Source organism: Thioalkalivibrio sp. XN279 (assembly GCF_011089885.1).
Lineage (GTDB): Bacteria > Pseudomonadota > Gammaproteobacteria > Steroidobacterales > XN24 > XN24.
Genome location: NZ_JAANBD010000025.1, coordinates 114263 through 128945 on the forward strand (window position 1 = coordinate 114263; position 14683 = coordinate 128945).

The window sequence follows — 14683 nt, forward strand, 5'->3', positions numbered from 1 at the left end:
GGGTCGTTACAGGTCCCGGGCCAGGCGGGCTGCGAGGCCCGTGTAAGCGCCGGGGGTCATGGCCAGCAGCCGGCGCCGCGTGTCCTCGGGCAACTCGAGCCCGGCGACGAATTCCCGGAGTTGCTCGGGGGTGATCCTGCGCCCGCGCGTGAGCGCCTTGAGCTGCTCATAGGGGTTGGGCAGGCCGTGACGCCGCATCGCGGTCTGGATGGCTTCACCGAGGACCTCCCAGTTCTGGTCCAGGTCCGCGGCCATCCGCTCCGGGTCGGCCTCGACGCGCTCCAGGCCCTTCATGACCGACGCGCAGGCGATCAGCGTATGGGCCAGGGCCACGCCGATGTTGCGCAGCACGGTGGAGTCGGTCAGGTCGCGCTGCCAGCGGGAAATCGGCAGCTTCGCCGCGAAGTGCTCCAGCAGGGCGTTGGCGATGCCCAGGTTGCCCTCGGCGTTCTCGAAGTCGATGGGGTTGACCTTGTGCGGCATGGTCGATGAGCCCACTTCGCCGGCGACCGCTTTCTGGCGGAAATAACCCAGCGAGATATAGCCCCAGAAGTCGCGGCACAGGTCGAGCAGGGCGGTGTTGAAGCGCGCCAGCGCGTGGCAGTACTCGGCAATCCAGTCGTGCGGCTCGATCTGGGTGGTGAAGGGGTTGAACCCGAGGCCCAGCGATTCGACGAAATCACGCGCCACGTTCGGCCAGTCCACGTCCGGATAGGCGGCGAGGTGCGCGTTGTAGTTGCCCACGGCGCCGTTGATCTTGCCCAGCGCCTCGACCGCGAGGAAAGCCTGCTTGAGGCGCTTGAGGCGCCATGCCAGGTTGGCGACCTCCTTGCCCAGGGTGGTGGGCGACGCGGACTGGCCGTGGGTGCGCGAGAGCATGGGCAGGTCGGCATAGCGCTCTGCCATCTCGCCCAGGCGGAAAACCAGGTGGCGCATTTCGGGTTCGAGCACCTGGTCGCGGGCGTCGCGCAACATCAGGGCGTAGGCCAGGTTGTTGATGTCTTCCGAGGTGCAGGCGAAATGCACGAACTCACGCAGACGCCCGCCCGGGTCGACGGGCGCGAGCTGCTCCTTGAGGAAATATTCCACCGCCTTGACGTCGTGGTTGGTGGTGCCCTCGATGGTTTTCACCGTCACCGCCTGCTCCAGCGCCAGGCCGTTCGAGAGCGATTCCAGCACCTCAAGCGCCTTGCCCTCGATCGGGGCCAGTTCGACGATGCCGGACTCCCGGGAAAGCGCCAACAGCCAGCGCGCCTCGACCGCAACCCGGTAGCGGATCAGTCCATACTCGCTGAAGACCGGCCGCAGCGGGGCCACGCGGCCCGTGTAACGCCCGTCGACAGGCGAGACCGCCGTGAGAGGATGCGTCTGCATTGGATTCAAGCCGAAGGTGTTAGGATTGCGCCATCATACCGCAAGGCTTGCCGCGTCCTGAACAGGTCCGGCCGCGACATGGTTTCGTCTTAATAAATAAGCTGTATTTCAAATAGTTGAACGATTGTCTTCTTACCAATTATGAGCTTGGAGGAAGCGCATGAGCGCGCAGGAATATCGCATCGAGAAAGACAGCATGGGGGAGCTGAAGGTGCCGGCAGACGCGCTCTGGGGTGCGCAGACCCAGCGCGCCGTGCAGAACTTCCCGGTCAGCGGGCGTGCCATGCCTCCGGGGTTCATCGCGGCGGTCGGGCTGGTGAAGTGGGCGGCGGCCGGGGCGAACGAGGAACTCGGGCTGCTTGAGCCCGCAGTGGCGGCTGCGATCCGCGAGGCCGCGGCGGCGGTCGCTGCAGGCCGGCACGACGACCAGTTTCCGGTGGACGTGTTCCAGACCGGGTCCGGCACCAGCACCAACATGAATGCGAACGAGGTCATCGCCACCCTGGCCAGCCGGATCGCGGGCGCAACGGTGCACCCGAACGACCACGTCAACATGGGCCAGAGCAGCAATGACGTCATTCCCACCGCGATCCACGTCAGCGCGGCCCTTGCGGTCGAAGGCGAGTTGCTGCCCGCGCTCGACCACCTCGCCGGCGTCATCGAGAAGAAGGCGGTCGCCTGCCGCGACATCGTCAAGACCGGCCGCACGCACCTGATGGATGCCATGCCGGTGCGCCTGGACCAGGAACTCGGCGCCTGGGCGACCCAGGTGCGCTCCGGCATCGCCCGGGTGCGGGGCACCCTGCCGCGGCTATGCCGCCTGGCACAGGGCGGGACAGCAGTCGGCACCGGCATCAACGCTCACCCCGACTTCGGCGCGCGGTTCGCCGCGCAGCTGGCCGGCCGCACCGGTGTCGAATTCCGGCCGAGCGAGGATTACTTCGAGAGCCTGAGCTGCCAGGACACCGCGGTCGAGCTTTCGGGCCAGCTGAAGACCGTGGCGGTGAGCCTGATGAAGATCGCCAACGACCTGCGCTGGATGAACAGCGGCCCGCTCGCGGGGCTCGGCGAGATCGCGCTCCCGGCGCTGCAGCCCGGTTCCAGCATCATGCCGGGCAAGGTCAATCCCGTGATCCCCGAGGCTACGGCGATGGTGGCTGCCCAGGTGATCGGTAACGATGCGGCCATCACGGTGGCAGGCCAGTCCGGCAGTTTCCAGCTCAACGTGATGCTGCCCCTGGTCGCCGATCGGCTGCTCGACAGCCTGCGGGTGCTGGCTGCCGTGGCGCGCGTGCTGGCGGACCAGGCGATCGCCGGGTTCACCGTGAACGAGGACAACCTGCGCGCGGCACTGGAGCGCAACCCGATCCTGGTGACGGCGCTCAACCCCGTGATCGGCTACGAGCTCGGTGCGGCGACGGCGAAGAAGGCGTACGCCCAAGGACGGCCGATTCGCGAGGTCGCGCTGGAGATGACGGACCTCGGCGAGGACGAGCTGGCGCGCCTGCTGGATCCGGCCGGGCTGACGGAGGGCGGCATCCGCAAGTGAGGCAGCTGATCGCGCGGTGCTTTGCCGGCACCAGCCCGGCGCCCCCGGAGCGTTACCGCATTCCCGGGGTGCCCGGCGACCTGCCGCCGGCGCTGGAGCGATTGCGGCCTGCGCGCCTCGTCCCGGCGGCAGTGCTGGTGCCGCTCATCGAGCGGCCGCAGGGGCTGACGGTGCTGTTGACCGTGCGGGCGCCCGGCTTGCGGCACCACGCCGGGCAGGTGAGCTTCCCCGGCGGCAGGCTGGACCCCACGGACACGGGTCCCCTGCAGGCCGCTTTGCGCGAGGCTCGCGAGGAAGTAGGACTGTCCGGGGAGCTGGTCGAGGTGGCCGGCTACCTGCCCAACTACATGACCATCACCGGCTTCTCCGTCACGCCGGTGGTGGGTTTCGTCGCAGGCGAGTTCCAGCCGCACCCGGACACCACGGAGGTCAGCGAGGCTTTCGAGGTGCCGCTCGAGGTGCTGCTCGATCCCGGCAGCATGCAGCTCCGTCACAAGCGTTTCATGGGCGTGAAGCTGCCGTTCTTCGAGATGCCTTGGGGAGAGCACCTCATCTGGGGCGCGACCGCGGCCATGCTGGTGAATTTCCGCGACATCCTGCGGGGGTACGGCGAATGAAGCAGATGGAAGAACTGCTCGAGGTCATGGCCCGCCTGCGCGATCCCGCGCACGGGTGTCCCTGGGACGTGGCGCAGGATTTCGCCAGCATCGCGCCCTACACCATCGAGGAAGCGTACGAGGTCGCCGACGCCATCGAGCGCAACGACCTGGTGGCGTTGCGCGAGGAATTGGGCGACCTGCTGTTCCAGGTGGTGTTCCATGCGCGCATGGCGGAGGAGCAGGGCGCCTTCGACTTCGCCCGCGTCGCGGGCGAGCTCGCCGAAAAGATGCGCCGCCGCCATCCGCATGTGTTCGGTGAAGCCGAGGTGGCCGACGCCGCCGCACAGACCGAGGCCTGGGAGGCCCACAAGGCCCGTGAGCGCGCCGCCAGGCGCCAGGGCGCGCTGGACGACGTCCCGGTGAACCTGCCGGCGCTGGCGCGCGCTCAGAAGCTGGGGCGGCGGGCGGCCCGGGTGGGATTCGACTGGCCGCATGCCCCGGCGGTGCTCGAGAAGCTCGACGAAGAGCGGACCGAGCTGGCCGTGGCCATCGCGCAACGCCGCGACGCACCGGAAGCCGTGGAGGAGGAATTCGGCGACCTGCTGTTCACCATGGTCAACCTGGCCCGGCACCTCGACGTTGACGCCGAAAGCGCGCTGCGCCGTGCGGCGTTGAAATTCGAGCGGCGCTTTCGCCGCATAGAGGAGCGGCTCGCAGCCGACGGGAAGACGCCGGAGGAGGTCGACGCCGCCACGCTGGAACGCCTCTGGAACGAGGTCAAGGAGTCGGAAGCTGGGCGCTGAGACCCCCGCGCCGGACCTGGCGCCGCGCCTGGAATTCCCAGCCGAGCTGCCGGTCTCGGTCGAACGCGAGCGGATCGCCGCAGCGCTCGAGGAAAGCCAGGTCGTCGTGGTGTGCGGCGCCACAGGCTCCGGCAAGACCACCCAGTTGCCGAAGATCTGCCTGCTTGCGGGTCGCGGCCGCGACGGCATGATCGGTCATACCCAGCCGCGTCGCATCGCGGCGCGCGCCGTGGCGGCGCGGGTCGCCACGGAGCTCGGGCCGGCTGGAGACCGGCTGGTGGGCTGGAAGGTGCGGTTCAACGATCGTACCGGGCCGGACTGTCGTCTCAAGCTCATGACCGACGGGATCCTGCTGGCCGAGATACGCAGCGACCCGCTGCTGCGGCGCTACGACACCATCATCATCGACGAGGCCCACGAGCGCAGCCTCAACATCGACTTCCTGCTCGGCTACCTGAAGCAGCTGTTGCCGCGTCGGCCGGAGCTCAAGCTCATCGTCACCTCCGCCACCATCGAGCCGGCGCGCTTCGCCGCGCACTTCGACGGCGCACCGGTGATCGAGGTGGGCGGCACTTCGTACCCCGTGGAGGTGCGTTATCGTCCGCCTGCGGACCCTGATGAGGCCCGACTGCAGGACGGCGTCCTGGCGGCGGTGGACGAACTGCGCGGCCCGGCAGAGTCCGGCGGCCTGCCCGGCGATATCCTGGTATTCCTGCCCGGGGAGCGGGAGATTCGCGAGACCGCGGAAGCACTGCGCAAGCACCACCCGGCCAACACCGAGGTGCTGCCGTTGTACGGCAGGCTCTCGGCGGGCGAACAGGACAGGATTTTTCAGCCGCACGGACGGCGCCGGATCGTGCTCGCCACCAACGTCGCGGAGACCTCGCTCACCGTGCCGGGTATTCGCTGCGTGGTCGACTCCGGGCTGGCCCGGATCAGTCGCTACAGCTATCGCTCCAAGATCCAGCGCCTGCAGGTGGAGCCGATCTCCCAGGCCAGCGCGTGGCAGCGTCGCGGCCGGTGCGGACGCGAAGCTGCAGGCGTCTGCATCCGCCTCTACGAGGAGAGCGATCACGACGCGCGGCCGGAGTACACCGATCCCGAGATCCGGCGCACCAACCTCGCCAGCGTCATCCTGCAGATGGAGACGCTCGGGCTGGGCGAGATCGGCGAGTTCCCGTTCATGGATCCGCCGGACCGGCGTTTCATCAACGACGGTTACCGGTTGCTGCGCGAGCTGGGCGCCGTGGACGAGCGCCGCGGCGTCACCGCATTGGGACGCCGCCTGGCGCGGCTGCCGGTCGATCCGCGTCTCGGGCGCATGCTGCTCGAGGCCGGTCGGCTGGGCTGCGTCGCGGAGCTGCTGGTCATCGCCGCCGGCCTGTCCATCCAGGACCCGCGCGAGCGTCCGGCGGAGACCGCGGCGCAGGCGGACGAGAAGCACGCCTTGTTCCGCGACAAGCAGTCGGACTTTCTCGGCCTGTTGCGGCTGTGGGAGGCCTGGCAGGAGCGGCGGCGGCACGACTCCGGCAGCGCGCAGCGGCGCTGGGCCCGTGAGCATTTCCTGTCTTTCATGCGCCTGCGGGAGTGGCAGGACGTGCACCGCCAGTTGCTCGAGCTCACCGCGCAGATGGGCATGCGCCGCAACGAGGTGGCGGCCGATTACGCCGCCGTGCATCGGGCCATTCTCAGCGGCATGCTGTCGCACATCGGCCGGCTCGACGAGAAGGGGGAGTACCAGGGCGCGCGCAATTTGCGCTTCCGCCTGTTTCCGGACTCCGCCCTGGCGGCAAAGCCGCCCCGCTGGGTGGTGGTGGCTGCGCTGGTGGAGACCGCCCGCGTCTGGGGGCGCATGGCCGCGGCGGTCGAACCGGCATGGATCGAGGCTGCGGGGGGTGACCTGGTGCGGCGCAGCTGGTCGGACCCGCACTGGCAGGAGTCGCGCGGTTTCGTCGCGGCGCGCGCGCAGGCGGCGCTGTTCGGGCTGGTGCTGGCGACCGACCGGCGGGTGGATTTCGCGCGCGTGGACCGGGCCGGGGCGCGGGAAGTGTTCCTGCGTGACGCCCTCGCGGCCGGGCGCCTGCGCACCAGGGGCGCTTTCCTGGCGCACAACCGCGCCCTGGTGCGGACGGTACAGGCGCTCGAGGCGAAGCTGCGCCGGCGCGAGCTGCTGGCAGGCGATGCGGCCATCGCGGCGTTCTACGCGGCCCGTGTTCCTGAAGAGATCTGCTCAACCGCGGCGTTCGAGCGCTGGCGCAAGCGTGCCGAGCGTGATGCGCCGCGGCTCTTGTACATGTCCCTGGACGACCTGCTGAGCGGCGCGCCGCTGCCGCGCGGGGAGGACTTCCCCGACGTGCTGGAGTGCGACGGCAACCGTTTGCCGCTGCGCTATCGCTTCGATCCCGCCGCCGAGGACGACGGCGTGACCGTGCAGGTGCCGCGTCATCTCCTGCCGCTGCTCAGTGAAGACCGGCTGGACTGGCTGGTGCCGGGCTGGCTGGAAGAGAAAGTCGTCGCCATGCTGCGGGCCTTGCCCAAGTCGGCCCGGCGCCGCATCGTCCCGATCCCGGATCATGCGCGTGCCTGCCTCGCCATGCTGCAGCCAGGGCAGGGCCTGCTGCGTGCAGCGCTGGCCGAGGCTTTGCGCCGCGACGCCGGCCTCGAGGTGCCGCCCGAGACCTGGAGCGGCCTCGAGTTCGAGCCCTGGCTGCGTTTTCGCGTCGAGGTGACCGACGGCGACGGCAAAGTACTGGGTGCGTCGCGCGACCTCGACGGACTGAAGCGGGCCTTCGCGCCGGCGGCCGGGGCTGTGACCGAGGGAGCCGTCGCGGAGTGGTCCGGCCAGGGCCTGCGCCGCTGGAGCTGCGGGCTGATGCCGCAGCAAGTCGAAGTGCGACGCGGCCGCACCGTGCAGCGCCTGTTCCCCGCGCTGCAGGATGACGGCGGCGCGGTGTCCTGCCGGTTATTCCCGACTGCCGCGGAGGCCGCGGAGAACCATCGCCACGGCGTGTTGCGCCTGTTGCTGCTGGCGTTGCCCCAGCAGCAGCGTGCATTGCTGCAGCGAGCGCGTGGCGAGCACGCCCTGCTGCTGCGCGGACGCGGCCTGGCGCAGGCCCGGGACCTGGCCGAGGACCTCGTGACTGCGGCTTTCGCGCGCGTATTCCTTGGTGCCGATGCCGAGCTGCCACGGGACGAAGCCGGATTGCAGGCGTGTCTTGACGCCGGCCGGGCCCGGATCATGCCGGACGCCGAGCAGCTGCTGGCTACGGCGGTGCAGGTGCTGGAGCTCCACGACGAATGCAGGTCGAGGCTGGAACGCGGCCTGGTCGGCCCGGGGGCGGCCGAGGCGGCCGCAGACATCGACGGGCAGCTGCGCGAGCTCGTGTACCCCGGTTTCCTGGCGAGTACGCCGCCGGAGCGACTCGACGACCTGCCGCGCTACCTGAAGGCCGTCCTGGCCCGCATGGAAAGGCTGGCGCTGGGCAAGGGCGAAGCACGCCAGGTGCTGGAGCTGCGGCCCCATCGCGAGCGGCTGGCGGAAAGCGCCGCGGCACGCTGGAGCAATCCGGCCGCGGCCGCTGCGTTCAGGCAGTACCGCTGGATGCTGGAAGAGTATCGGGTGCAGCTGTTCGCCCAGGCGCTGGGCGTGCGCGAGAAAGTTTCGCACGCCCGGCTCGAGGCCCAGTGGCAGAAGTGTCGGGAGCTGCAGGCCGGGTTGCGGCCCGCGAATTGACGCACGCGGTGCGCCGCACGGACAATCCCGGCATGTCCGAGCCCAGAGACTGACCATGCGTGTCGGATTCGTCGTCGATGCAAGCTGCGATTTGCCCGACGCATGCCTGGAGCGCCACGGCGTGCGCATCCTGCCGCATGTGCTCGAACTCGGCAGCCGCACCTGGATCGACGAGCGCGATCCCGAGCAGACCATGATGCTGTATCGGCGCTTCATTGCGGATCGCTCGGTCGAGGCGAGAGTGAACGCTGCCAGCACGGCCGAGATCCGTGACATCTTCCTGCAGGAACTGGTGCTTGACTATGACCGCGTGCTGGTCATCAGCGCCGCGGCTGAATTCAGTGACATGCACGCCCACGCGACGGAAGCGTCTTACGCCATCCTGCAGGCCTACCGCGAGCGCCGCGACGCAGCGGACCGCGCCGGAAGCTTCGCCTTGCGCGTGCTGGACAGCCGCAGCCTCGGCGCCGGCGAAGGGGTTGTGCTCTGTCGTGCCCTGGAACTGCTCGAGGACGGCAGGCAAGGCTTCGAGAAGATCCGGCTCACCGTGCGGGACGAGCTGGAGCGCGTCCGGTGCCTGTTTGTGCCCGGGGACCCGTGGTACTTGCGGCGGCGGGGGATGGATGGTCGCGGCAAGGGTATCGGGCGCGGCGAGTACCTGCTCGCCGAACTCGCCGGGGTGCGTCCGATCATCGAGCTTTCCCGCGGCGTGCAGCAGGTGGTGGCGCGCCCGCGCGGCTACGCGGCGGCGTGCGCCCAGGCCATGGATGAGGCCCGCAAGGCGATCGCGCGCGGCCTGGGTACGCCCGCACTGGTGCTGAGCTTCGGCGGCGACCCGCGGGTCATCCGGAAGATGGAGGCCTACCAGGAACTGGAGGCGGCCGCGGTCAGCGCACAACTGGACATGCACCTTGCGGTGATGGGCGCCGGAGCGGGCGCCCGGCTCGGACCGGGCGCTTTTTCCATAGGGTGGCTCGAAGCGTCCGAGTAGCGCCCGGGGTTCAAGCCCGCGGCGCTTGCTCCGGCGCCTTGTCGCCGGGGCGAGACGGCAGCCGGTCGAGCAGCGGTGCGACCAGGTCGAGCGGCAGCGGGAACACGATGGTGTTGGTCTTCTCGCTGGCCACCTGGCTCAGCGTCTGCAGGTAGCGCAGCTGCATCGCCTGGGGTTCGCGGGCCAGCATCTGCGCCGCCTCGAGCAACATCTGCGAGGCCTGCTTTTCGCCCTCCGCATGGATGACCTTGGCGCGCCTGGAGCGCTCGGCCTCGGCCTGCTGGGCGATGGCCCGGATCATGCTCTGTTCGAGGTCGACGTGCTTGATCTCCACGTTGGTGACCTTGATGCCCCAGTTGTCGGTCTGCTGGTCCAGGATGCCCTGGATGTCCGAGTTGAGTTTGTCCCGCTCGGAAAGCATTTCGTCGAGGTCGTGCTGCCCGAGCACGGAGCGCAGGGTCGTCTGCGCGACCTGGCTGGTGGCCTCGTAGACATTCTCCACCTGGATGATGGCGCGCTCGGGATCGACGATGCGGAAATAGACCACGGCGTTGACCTTGACCGAGACGTTGTCCTTGGAGATCACGTCCTGGGTCGGCACGTCCATGACCACGATGCGCAGGTCGGTCTTGACCATCTGCTGGATGACCGGGATGACGATGATCAGTCCCGGGCCTTTCACCTTGTAGAAGCGACCGAGCTGGAAGATCACGCCCCGCTCGTACTCCTTGAGAATCTTGATCGCGCTGATGAGCAGCAGCAGGACGCCGGCCAGGAGCAGCGTGGTGAAGTAGCTAAACATGTCAGTTCTCCTTGGATTCGTCCGCTTCCACTTCCAGGGTCAGGCCGTGCATCGCCTTGACCCGCAGGATCTGTCCCTGGCTCACCGGTGCGCCGGCATGGGCGTTCCACAGCTCGCCGTGCACGCGCACCAGCCCGGTGCCGGAAAAGTCGTCCAGCGCCACCGCCTCGGCGCCGAGCATGTCCTCGCGCCCGCTCACGATCGGTCGGTTGCGGGCCCGTACGGCGAACCAGACGATGGCCATCACCGCGCTGCCGCCGAGCAGGGCGATGGAACCGATCAACGCCAGCGGCACGCCGAAGCCCGGCACGTCGGTGTCCATCAGGATCACCGACCCGACCACGAAGGCGATGATGCCGCCTATCCCCAGCGCGCCGAAGCTCGGCACGAAAATCTCCCCGATCATCATCAGGACCCCAAGGACGATCAGGGCCAGGCCGGCGTAGTTCACGGGCAGGATCTGGAAGGCGTACAAGGCCAGCAGCAGGCAGATGGCGCCGACCACGCCGGGCACGATCGCGCCGGGGTTGTAACCTTCGAAAATGAGACCGTAGATGCCCGCAAGCAGCAGCATGTAAGCGACGGTGGGGCTGGTGATCACGGACAGCAACTCGGTGCGCCAGTCGGGCTGAACGCTCTCCACGGCGAGACCCTGGGTCTGGATCACCACGTCGCCGGCTTCGGTGGACACCGTGCGGCCATCAATGGCGCGCAGCAGCTCGCCCATGTCGGCGGCGACCAGGTCGATGACGTTTTCCTCCACCGCGCGCTCGGCGGTCATGCTCGCCGACTCGCGCACCGCGCGCTCCGCCCAGTCGGCATTCCGACCCCGTTGCTCCGCAAGACTGCGAATATAGGCGACGGCGTCGTTCACCGCCTTGGCTTCGGGGCCGCCCTTCATAGGGGCGGGCTCGGTGTCGTCCGCGCCCACGCCCTCGCTCTCGCCCTGGCCGGAGGCGTCGTCGCCGGGGTCGGCCGGGGGCTCCCCGGGCGCGGGCTGCTGGCCGCCACCCACGGGCACCGGGGTCGCGGCACCGAGGTTCGTCGCCGGGGCCATGGCCGCGACGTGGCTGGCATAAAGGATGTAGGTGCCGGCGCTGGCCGCGCGTGAGCCGCCGGGCGCCACCCAGGTCACGACCGGGACCGGCGAGCTCAAGATGGCCTTGATGATGTCGCGCATGGCGCTGTCGAGCCCGCCGGGCGTGTCCATCTGGATGATGATGAGCTGCGCCCGTTGCGCTGCGGCCTCTTGGATGCCGCGGACCACGTAATCGCTGGTGGCGGGTCCCAGCGGACCGTTGATTTCCAGCAGCACTGCGCGCCCCGTGCCGGCCCCGTCGGGCGGTGCAGCCGCCTGCTGGCTGAGAGCCGCGACGGCGACCAGGCAGAGCACCGATACGAGGAGGGCGCGCAGCGTGTTCATGGGCCCATGTTAACCACAGCGCGTGGCCGGTGCCACACGCCTTCCGCGGCGGCGATATACTTGCGGCCCCAGGCGGCGGCAGGCGCGGAAATGGCATCCAACCGTATCGTTTTTCTCAGCACCGGCGGCACCATCGACAAGGTCTATTTCGACGAGGCCAGCCGCTTCGAGGTGGGCGAGACCGTGGTCGCCAAGATCCTGCGCGACGGTGGCGTGACTTATGACTTCGAGGTCGTGCCCTTGATGCGCAAGGACAGCCTGCAGATCAGCGACCGGGACCGCGCTGCAATCCGTGCCGCCGTGGAGGTGCGTGACGAGTCACGGGTCATAGTGACGCACGGCACGGACACCATGGTGGAGACCGCGAAGGTTCTGGCAGGCATACCGGGCAAGACCATTGTCATGACCGGTGCGCTCAGCCCGGCGCGTTTCCAGGCTTCCGACGCGGTGTTCAACATCGGCATGGCGGTCGCGGCGGTGCAGACCTGCCCGCCCGGCGTCTGGATCGCCATGAGCGGGCAGGTCTTCCCCTGGGACCACGTGCGCAAGAACCGCGGGCTCAACCGCTTCGAACGCCTCGACGGTTGATCAGTCCAGCTCGAACTTGATGCCCTGCGCAAGCGGCAGCTCGTGGCTGAAGTTGATGGTGTTGGTCTGGCGCCGCATGTAGGCCTTCCACGCATCTGAGCCGGCCTCGCGCCCGCCGCCCGTCTCCTTCTCACCGCCGAAGGCGCCACCGATTTCGGCGCCCGAAGTGCCGATGTTGACGTTGGCGATGCCGCAGTCGCTGCCGGTGGCCGAGAGGAAGCGCTCCGCGGCCTGCAGGTCGTCAGTGAAAATGGCGGAGGACAGCCCCTGGCGCACGGCATTGTTGAGGGCGATGGCCTCGTCGAAGTGGTGGAACGGGATCAGGTACAGGATCGGCGCGAAGGTTTCCTCCTGCACCACGTCCCACTCGTTGCTGGCCTTGACGATGGTCGGCTGCACGAAATGGCCCTTGCCCTCGATGACGTGGCCGCCGGTCAGCACGCGACCGCCGCGCACGATGACCTTTTCGATCGCCGCTTCGTAGCGCAGCACGGCGTCGCCGTCGATCAGCGGGCCCATCAGGGTCCCGGCGTCCAGCGGGTCGCCCACCTTGACCTGCTGGTAGGCATGCATCAGGCGATGCGCCAGCTCGTCGAACAGTTTCTCGTGCACCAGCACGCGCCGCGTCGTGGTGCAGCGCTGCCCCGCCGTGCCCACGGCGCCGAACACGATGGCAGGCACCGCCAGCTCGAGGTTGGCTTTCTCGTCCACGATGATGGCGTTGTTGCCGCCGAGCTCGAGCAGCGATCGTCCCATGCGGGCGGCCACGCGTTCGCCCACCTTGCGTCCGACCGGCGTCGAGCCGGTGAAGGAGACGAGGTCCACGCGGGGGTCGTCGACGAAGGCCTCGGCCATGGCGACGTCGCCTTCGATGAAGAGGTTGAAAATCGGCGGATAGTCGTGTCCGGCCAGCGCTTCGTTGCAGATCTTCTGCACGGCGAGCGCGCACAGCGGCGTCTTCGGCGACGGCTTCCAGATACACACGTCCCCGCACACCGCGGCGATGAACGCGTTCCAGCTCCATACCGCGACCGGGAAATTGAAGGCGCTGATGATCCCGACCACGCCGAGCGGGTGCCATTGCTCGTACATGCGATGGCCCGGGCGCTCCGAGTGCATGGTGCGGCCGTAGAGCATGCGCGACTGGCCGACGGCGAAATCGGCGATGTCGATCATTTCCTGCACTTCGCCGTCGCCTTCCGCCTTGATCTTGCCCATCTCCAGGCTGACCAGGCTGCCCAGCGCGTCCTTGTGCCGGCGCAACGCCTCGGCGCACAGGCGCACGGCTTCGCCGCGCTGCGGCGCGGGCATCGCGCGCCAGAGGTGGAACGCTTCTTTCGCGCTGCCGACGATCTCTTCGTACTCGTCCGGCGAGGCGGTGCGGATGCTCGCGATGCGCTCTCCCGTGGCCGGGTTGAACGAATCGATCTTGCGACCGCGGCCAGGCAGTTCCCGGCCGCCGGCCCAGGCGCCGGAGTTCTCGTCCTCCAGGCCAAGGCTCTTCAGGATCTCGTGCATGTCAGTCTCCCTTTGCGCGCTGGTGCCCCACGGCGCCAGTGGCGATCATGCGGGCCGACACCTCGTAGGTGCCCCCGTGTGCGTAGTAGCGCCCGAAGCGGTTATCGAGCACGTCCCTGAGGTGAAAACTCTCCTGCGTCACGAACCCCCGGTGTTGCCCCGGGTTGGCCAGCACCAGGTCGGTGACGGCGCACACGCCGGCGGCCGTCGTCACCTGGATGGCAGACCACAGCCGACCGGCGATGACCTGCGGATAAATCTTGTTGACGTAGTTCTCTTCGCGCAGCTCGCCGTCCTGCTTGCCGACGACCGACACGTAGACGATGACCACGTCCTGCAGGGTCCGCGGCACGGCGTTCTCGAGGACGCGCTTCAGGGTGTCGCGGTCGTGGTTGAGCTTGAGCCCGTTCATGAGCAGGCGCATCTGGTTGCAGTGCCCGGGGTAGCGCATGGTCTTGTAGTTCATCTTGCTCACGCGGCCGCGCCAGGAGTCGGCGAGGGAGCCAAGGCCGCCCGAGGTGTTGAATGCCTCGTACTTGGTGCCGTCGATCTCGATCTCCTCCAGGCCTTCGAGCGGCAGCACCTTGATCACTTCGCCGTCCTGCACGGCCTCGCACATGTTGCCGTACTCGTTGATCAGGCCGTCGGTGGACCAGGTCAGCGAGTACTTCAGCACGTTGTTGGGATGCTGGGGCAGGGCGCCGACACGCAGCTTCACCGTGCGCAGGTCGTCGAAATGTTGCGCCAGTTCGTTGGCGGCGATACTGACGAAGCCGGGCGCCAGGCCGCACTGCGGCGCAAAGGCCGTATCCGCGCCGGCGGCGATGGTGCGGACCTGCTCGGTGACCGCGACGTCCTCGGTGAGGTCGAAGTAGTGCATGCCGCGCTGACGGCAGGCCTCTGCCACCGGCACGTTGCAGAAGTAGGGCAGGCCCGAGATGACGGCGTCCGCCGGATGGGCGTCGAGGTGGGCGTCCAGCGCGCCGCGATCGGTGGCGTCGAAGCCGAAGGCCTGGACGTTGGGCAGGCCGTGCGCCTTGGCCACGGCGGCCGCGGCCACCGCGTCCACGTCGGCCAGGGCCACGTGGTAATCGCCGGATTCGGCCAGCAGGCCGGAAATCAGGGCCCCGATCTTGCCGGCCCCGAGAACGAGAACTCGATGCATGTGGTGCTCCCCAGGCTGGGCCGGCCCCGTGCCGACCCCGGTGTTCAAAGAGCCCGGTCGGACGACCCGGCTCGCGTGTGCGCCAATTATCGCGGCTCAGCCGCATGCGCGCCAGCCGGACTGCCGCGCCCCGGGCTT

The 14683-nt window shown here is 68.7% G+C and carries 11 protein-coding genes; 6 read left to right on the forward strand and 5 right to left on the reverse strand.

The genetic code is table 11. The features are described 5' to 3' along the window. Positions 1 to 6 precede the first annotated feature (6 nt). Positions 7 to 1374, reverse strand: a complete 1368-nt coding sequence (purB, locus tag G8346_RS05335) for an adenylosuccinate lyase (protein WP_166048949.1) — start codon at positions 1372 to 1374, stop codon at positions 7 to 9. Between the two features lie 160 nt (positions 1375 to 1534). On the opposite strand from purB, the gene G8346_RS05340 reads away from it, so the two are divergent. The 5 genes from G8346_RS05340 (at position 1535) to G8346_RS05360 (ending at position 9049) form a co-directional block, all read left to right on the forward strand. Beyond that, on the forward strand, positions 1535 to 2923 hold the full coding sequence (locus G8346_RS05340; protein WP_166048950.1) for an aspartate ammonia-lyase: 1389 nt from the start codon (positions 1535 to 1537) through the stop codon (positions 2921 to 2923). Continuing rightward, the gene (locus tag G8346_RS05345; protein WP_206202596.1) at positions 2920 to 3540 is read left to right on the forward strand and encodes a CoA pyrophosphatase; all 621 of its coding nucleotides are present in this window, start codon (positions 2920 to 2922) and stop codon (positions 3538 to 3540) included. Before G8346_RS05340 ends, G8346_RS05345 begins: the two co-directional genes overlap by 4 nt. Next, a complete protein-coding gene (gene mazG, locus G8346_RS05350; RefSeq protein WP_166048951.1) occupies positions 3537 to 4325 on the forward strand; it encodes a nucleoside triphosphate pyrophosphohydrolase in 789 nt (262 codons plus the stop codon). The genes G8346_RS05345 and mazG overlap by 4 nt, the downstream gene beginning before the upstream one ends. 73 nt (positions 4326 to 4398) lie before the next feature. Next, on the forward strand, positions 4399 to 8058 hold the full coding sequence (hrpA, locus tag G8346_RS05355) for an ATP-dependent RNA helicase HrpA (protein WP_370520553.1): 3660 nt from the start codon (positions 4399 to 4401) through the stop codon (positions 8056 to 8058). Between the two features lie 55 nt (positions 8059 to 8113). Continuing rightward, positions 8114 to 9049 (forward strand): DegV family protein, encoded by a 936-nt coding sequence (locus G8346_RS05360; protein WP_166048952.1) that lies wholly within the window; start codon positions 8114 to 8116, stop codon positions 9047 to 9049. Positions 9050 to 9059: 10 nt separating this feature from the next. On the opposite strand, the gene G8346_RS05365 is transcribed toward G8346_RS05360, so the two are convergent. After that, a complete protein-coding gene (locus G8346_RS05365; RefSeq protein WP_166048953.1) occupies positions 9060 to 9851 on the reverse strand; it encodes a slipin family protein in 792 nt (263 codons plus the stop codon). Between the two features lies 1 nt (position 9852). Then, positions 9853 to 11274, reverse strand: coding sequence for a nodulation protein NfeD (locus G8346_RS05370; RefSeq protein ID WP_166048954.1), 1422 nt, complete (start codon positions 11272 to 11274; stop codon positions 9853 to 9855). A gap of 90 nt (positions 11275 to 11364) precedes the next feature. On the opposite strand from G8346_RS05370, the gene G8346_RS05375 reads away from it, so the two are divergent. After that, positions 11365 to 11862, forward strand: coding sequence for an asparaginase domain-containing protein (locus G8346_RS05375; protein ID WP_166048955.1), 498 nt, complete (start codon positions 11365 to 11367; stop codon positions 11860 to 11862). Here G8346_RS05375 and G8346_RS05380 read toward each other — a convergent pair whose 3' ends face one another. Next, positions 11863 to 13380: an aldehyde dehydrogenase family protein gene (locus G8346_RS05380; RefSeq protein ID WP_166048956.1), complete on the reverse strand. Its 1518-nt coding sequence runs from the start codon at positions 13378 to 13380 to the stop codon at positions 11863 to 11865. Position 13381: 1 nt separating this feature from the next. Continuing rightward, entirely contained in the window at positions 13382 to 14545 is a 1164-nt protein-coding gene (locus tag G8346_RS05385; RefSeq protein ID WP_166048958.1) for a saccharopine dehydrogenase family protein, read from the reverse strand. Positions 14546 to 14683 lie beyond the last annotated feature (138 nt).

Coding starts and splice junctions, on each gene's coding strand:
- purB (WP_166048949.1), bottom strand. CDS start 1,374: ATGCAGACGCATCCTCTCACGGCGGTCTCGCCTGTCGACGGGCGTTAC.
- G8346_RS05340 (WP_166048950.1), top strand. CDS start 1,535: ATGAGCGCGCAGGAATATCGCATCGAGAAAGACAGCATGGGGGAGCTG.
- mazG (WP_166048951.1), top strand. CDS start 3,537: ATGAAGCAGATGGAAGAACTGCTCGAGGTCATGGCCCGCCTGCGCGAT.
- G8346_RS05360 (WP_166048952.1), top strand. CDS start 8,114: ATGCGTGTCGGATTCGTCGTCGATGCAAGCTGCGATTTGCCCGACGCA.
- G8346_RS05370 (WP_166048954.1), bottom strand. CDS start 11,274: ATGAACACGCTGCGCGCCCTCCTCGTATCGGTGCTCTGCCTGGTCGCC.
- G8346_RS05385 (WP_166048958.1), bottom strand. CDS start 14,545: ATGCATCGAGTTCTCGTTCTCGGGGCCGGCAAGATCGGGGCCCTGATT.
- G8346_RS05380 (WP_166048956.1), bottom strand. CDS start 13,380: ATGCACGAGATCCTGAAGAGCCTTGGCCTGGAGGACGAGAACTCCGGC.
- G8346_RS05375 (WP_166048955.1), top strand. CDS start 11,365: ATGGCATCCAACCGTATCGTTTTTCTCAGCACCGGCGGCACCATCGAC.
- G8346_RS05365 (WP_166048953.1), bottom strand. CDS start 9,851: ATGTTTAGCTACTTCACCACGCTGCTCCTGGCCGGCGTCCTGCTGCTG.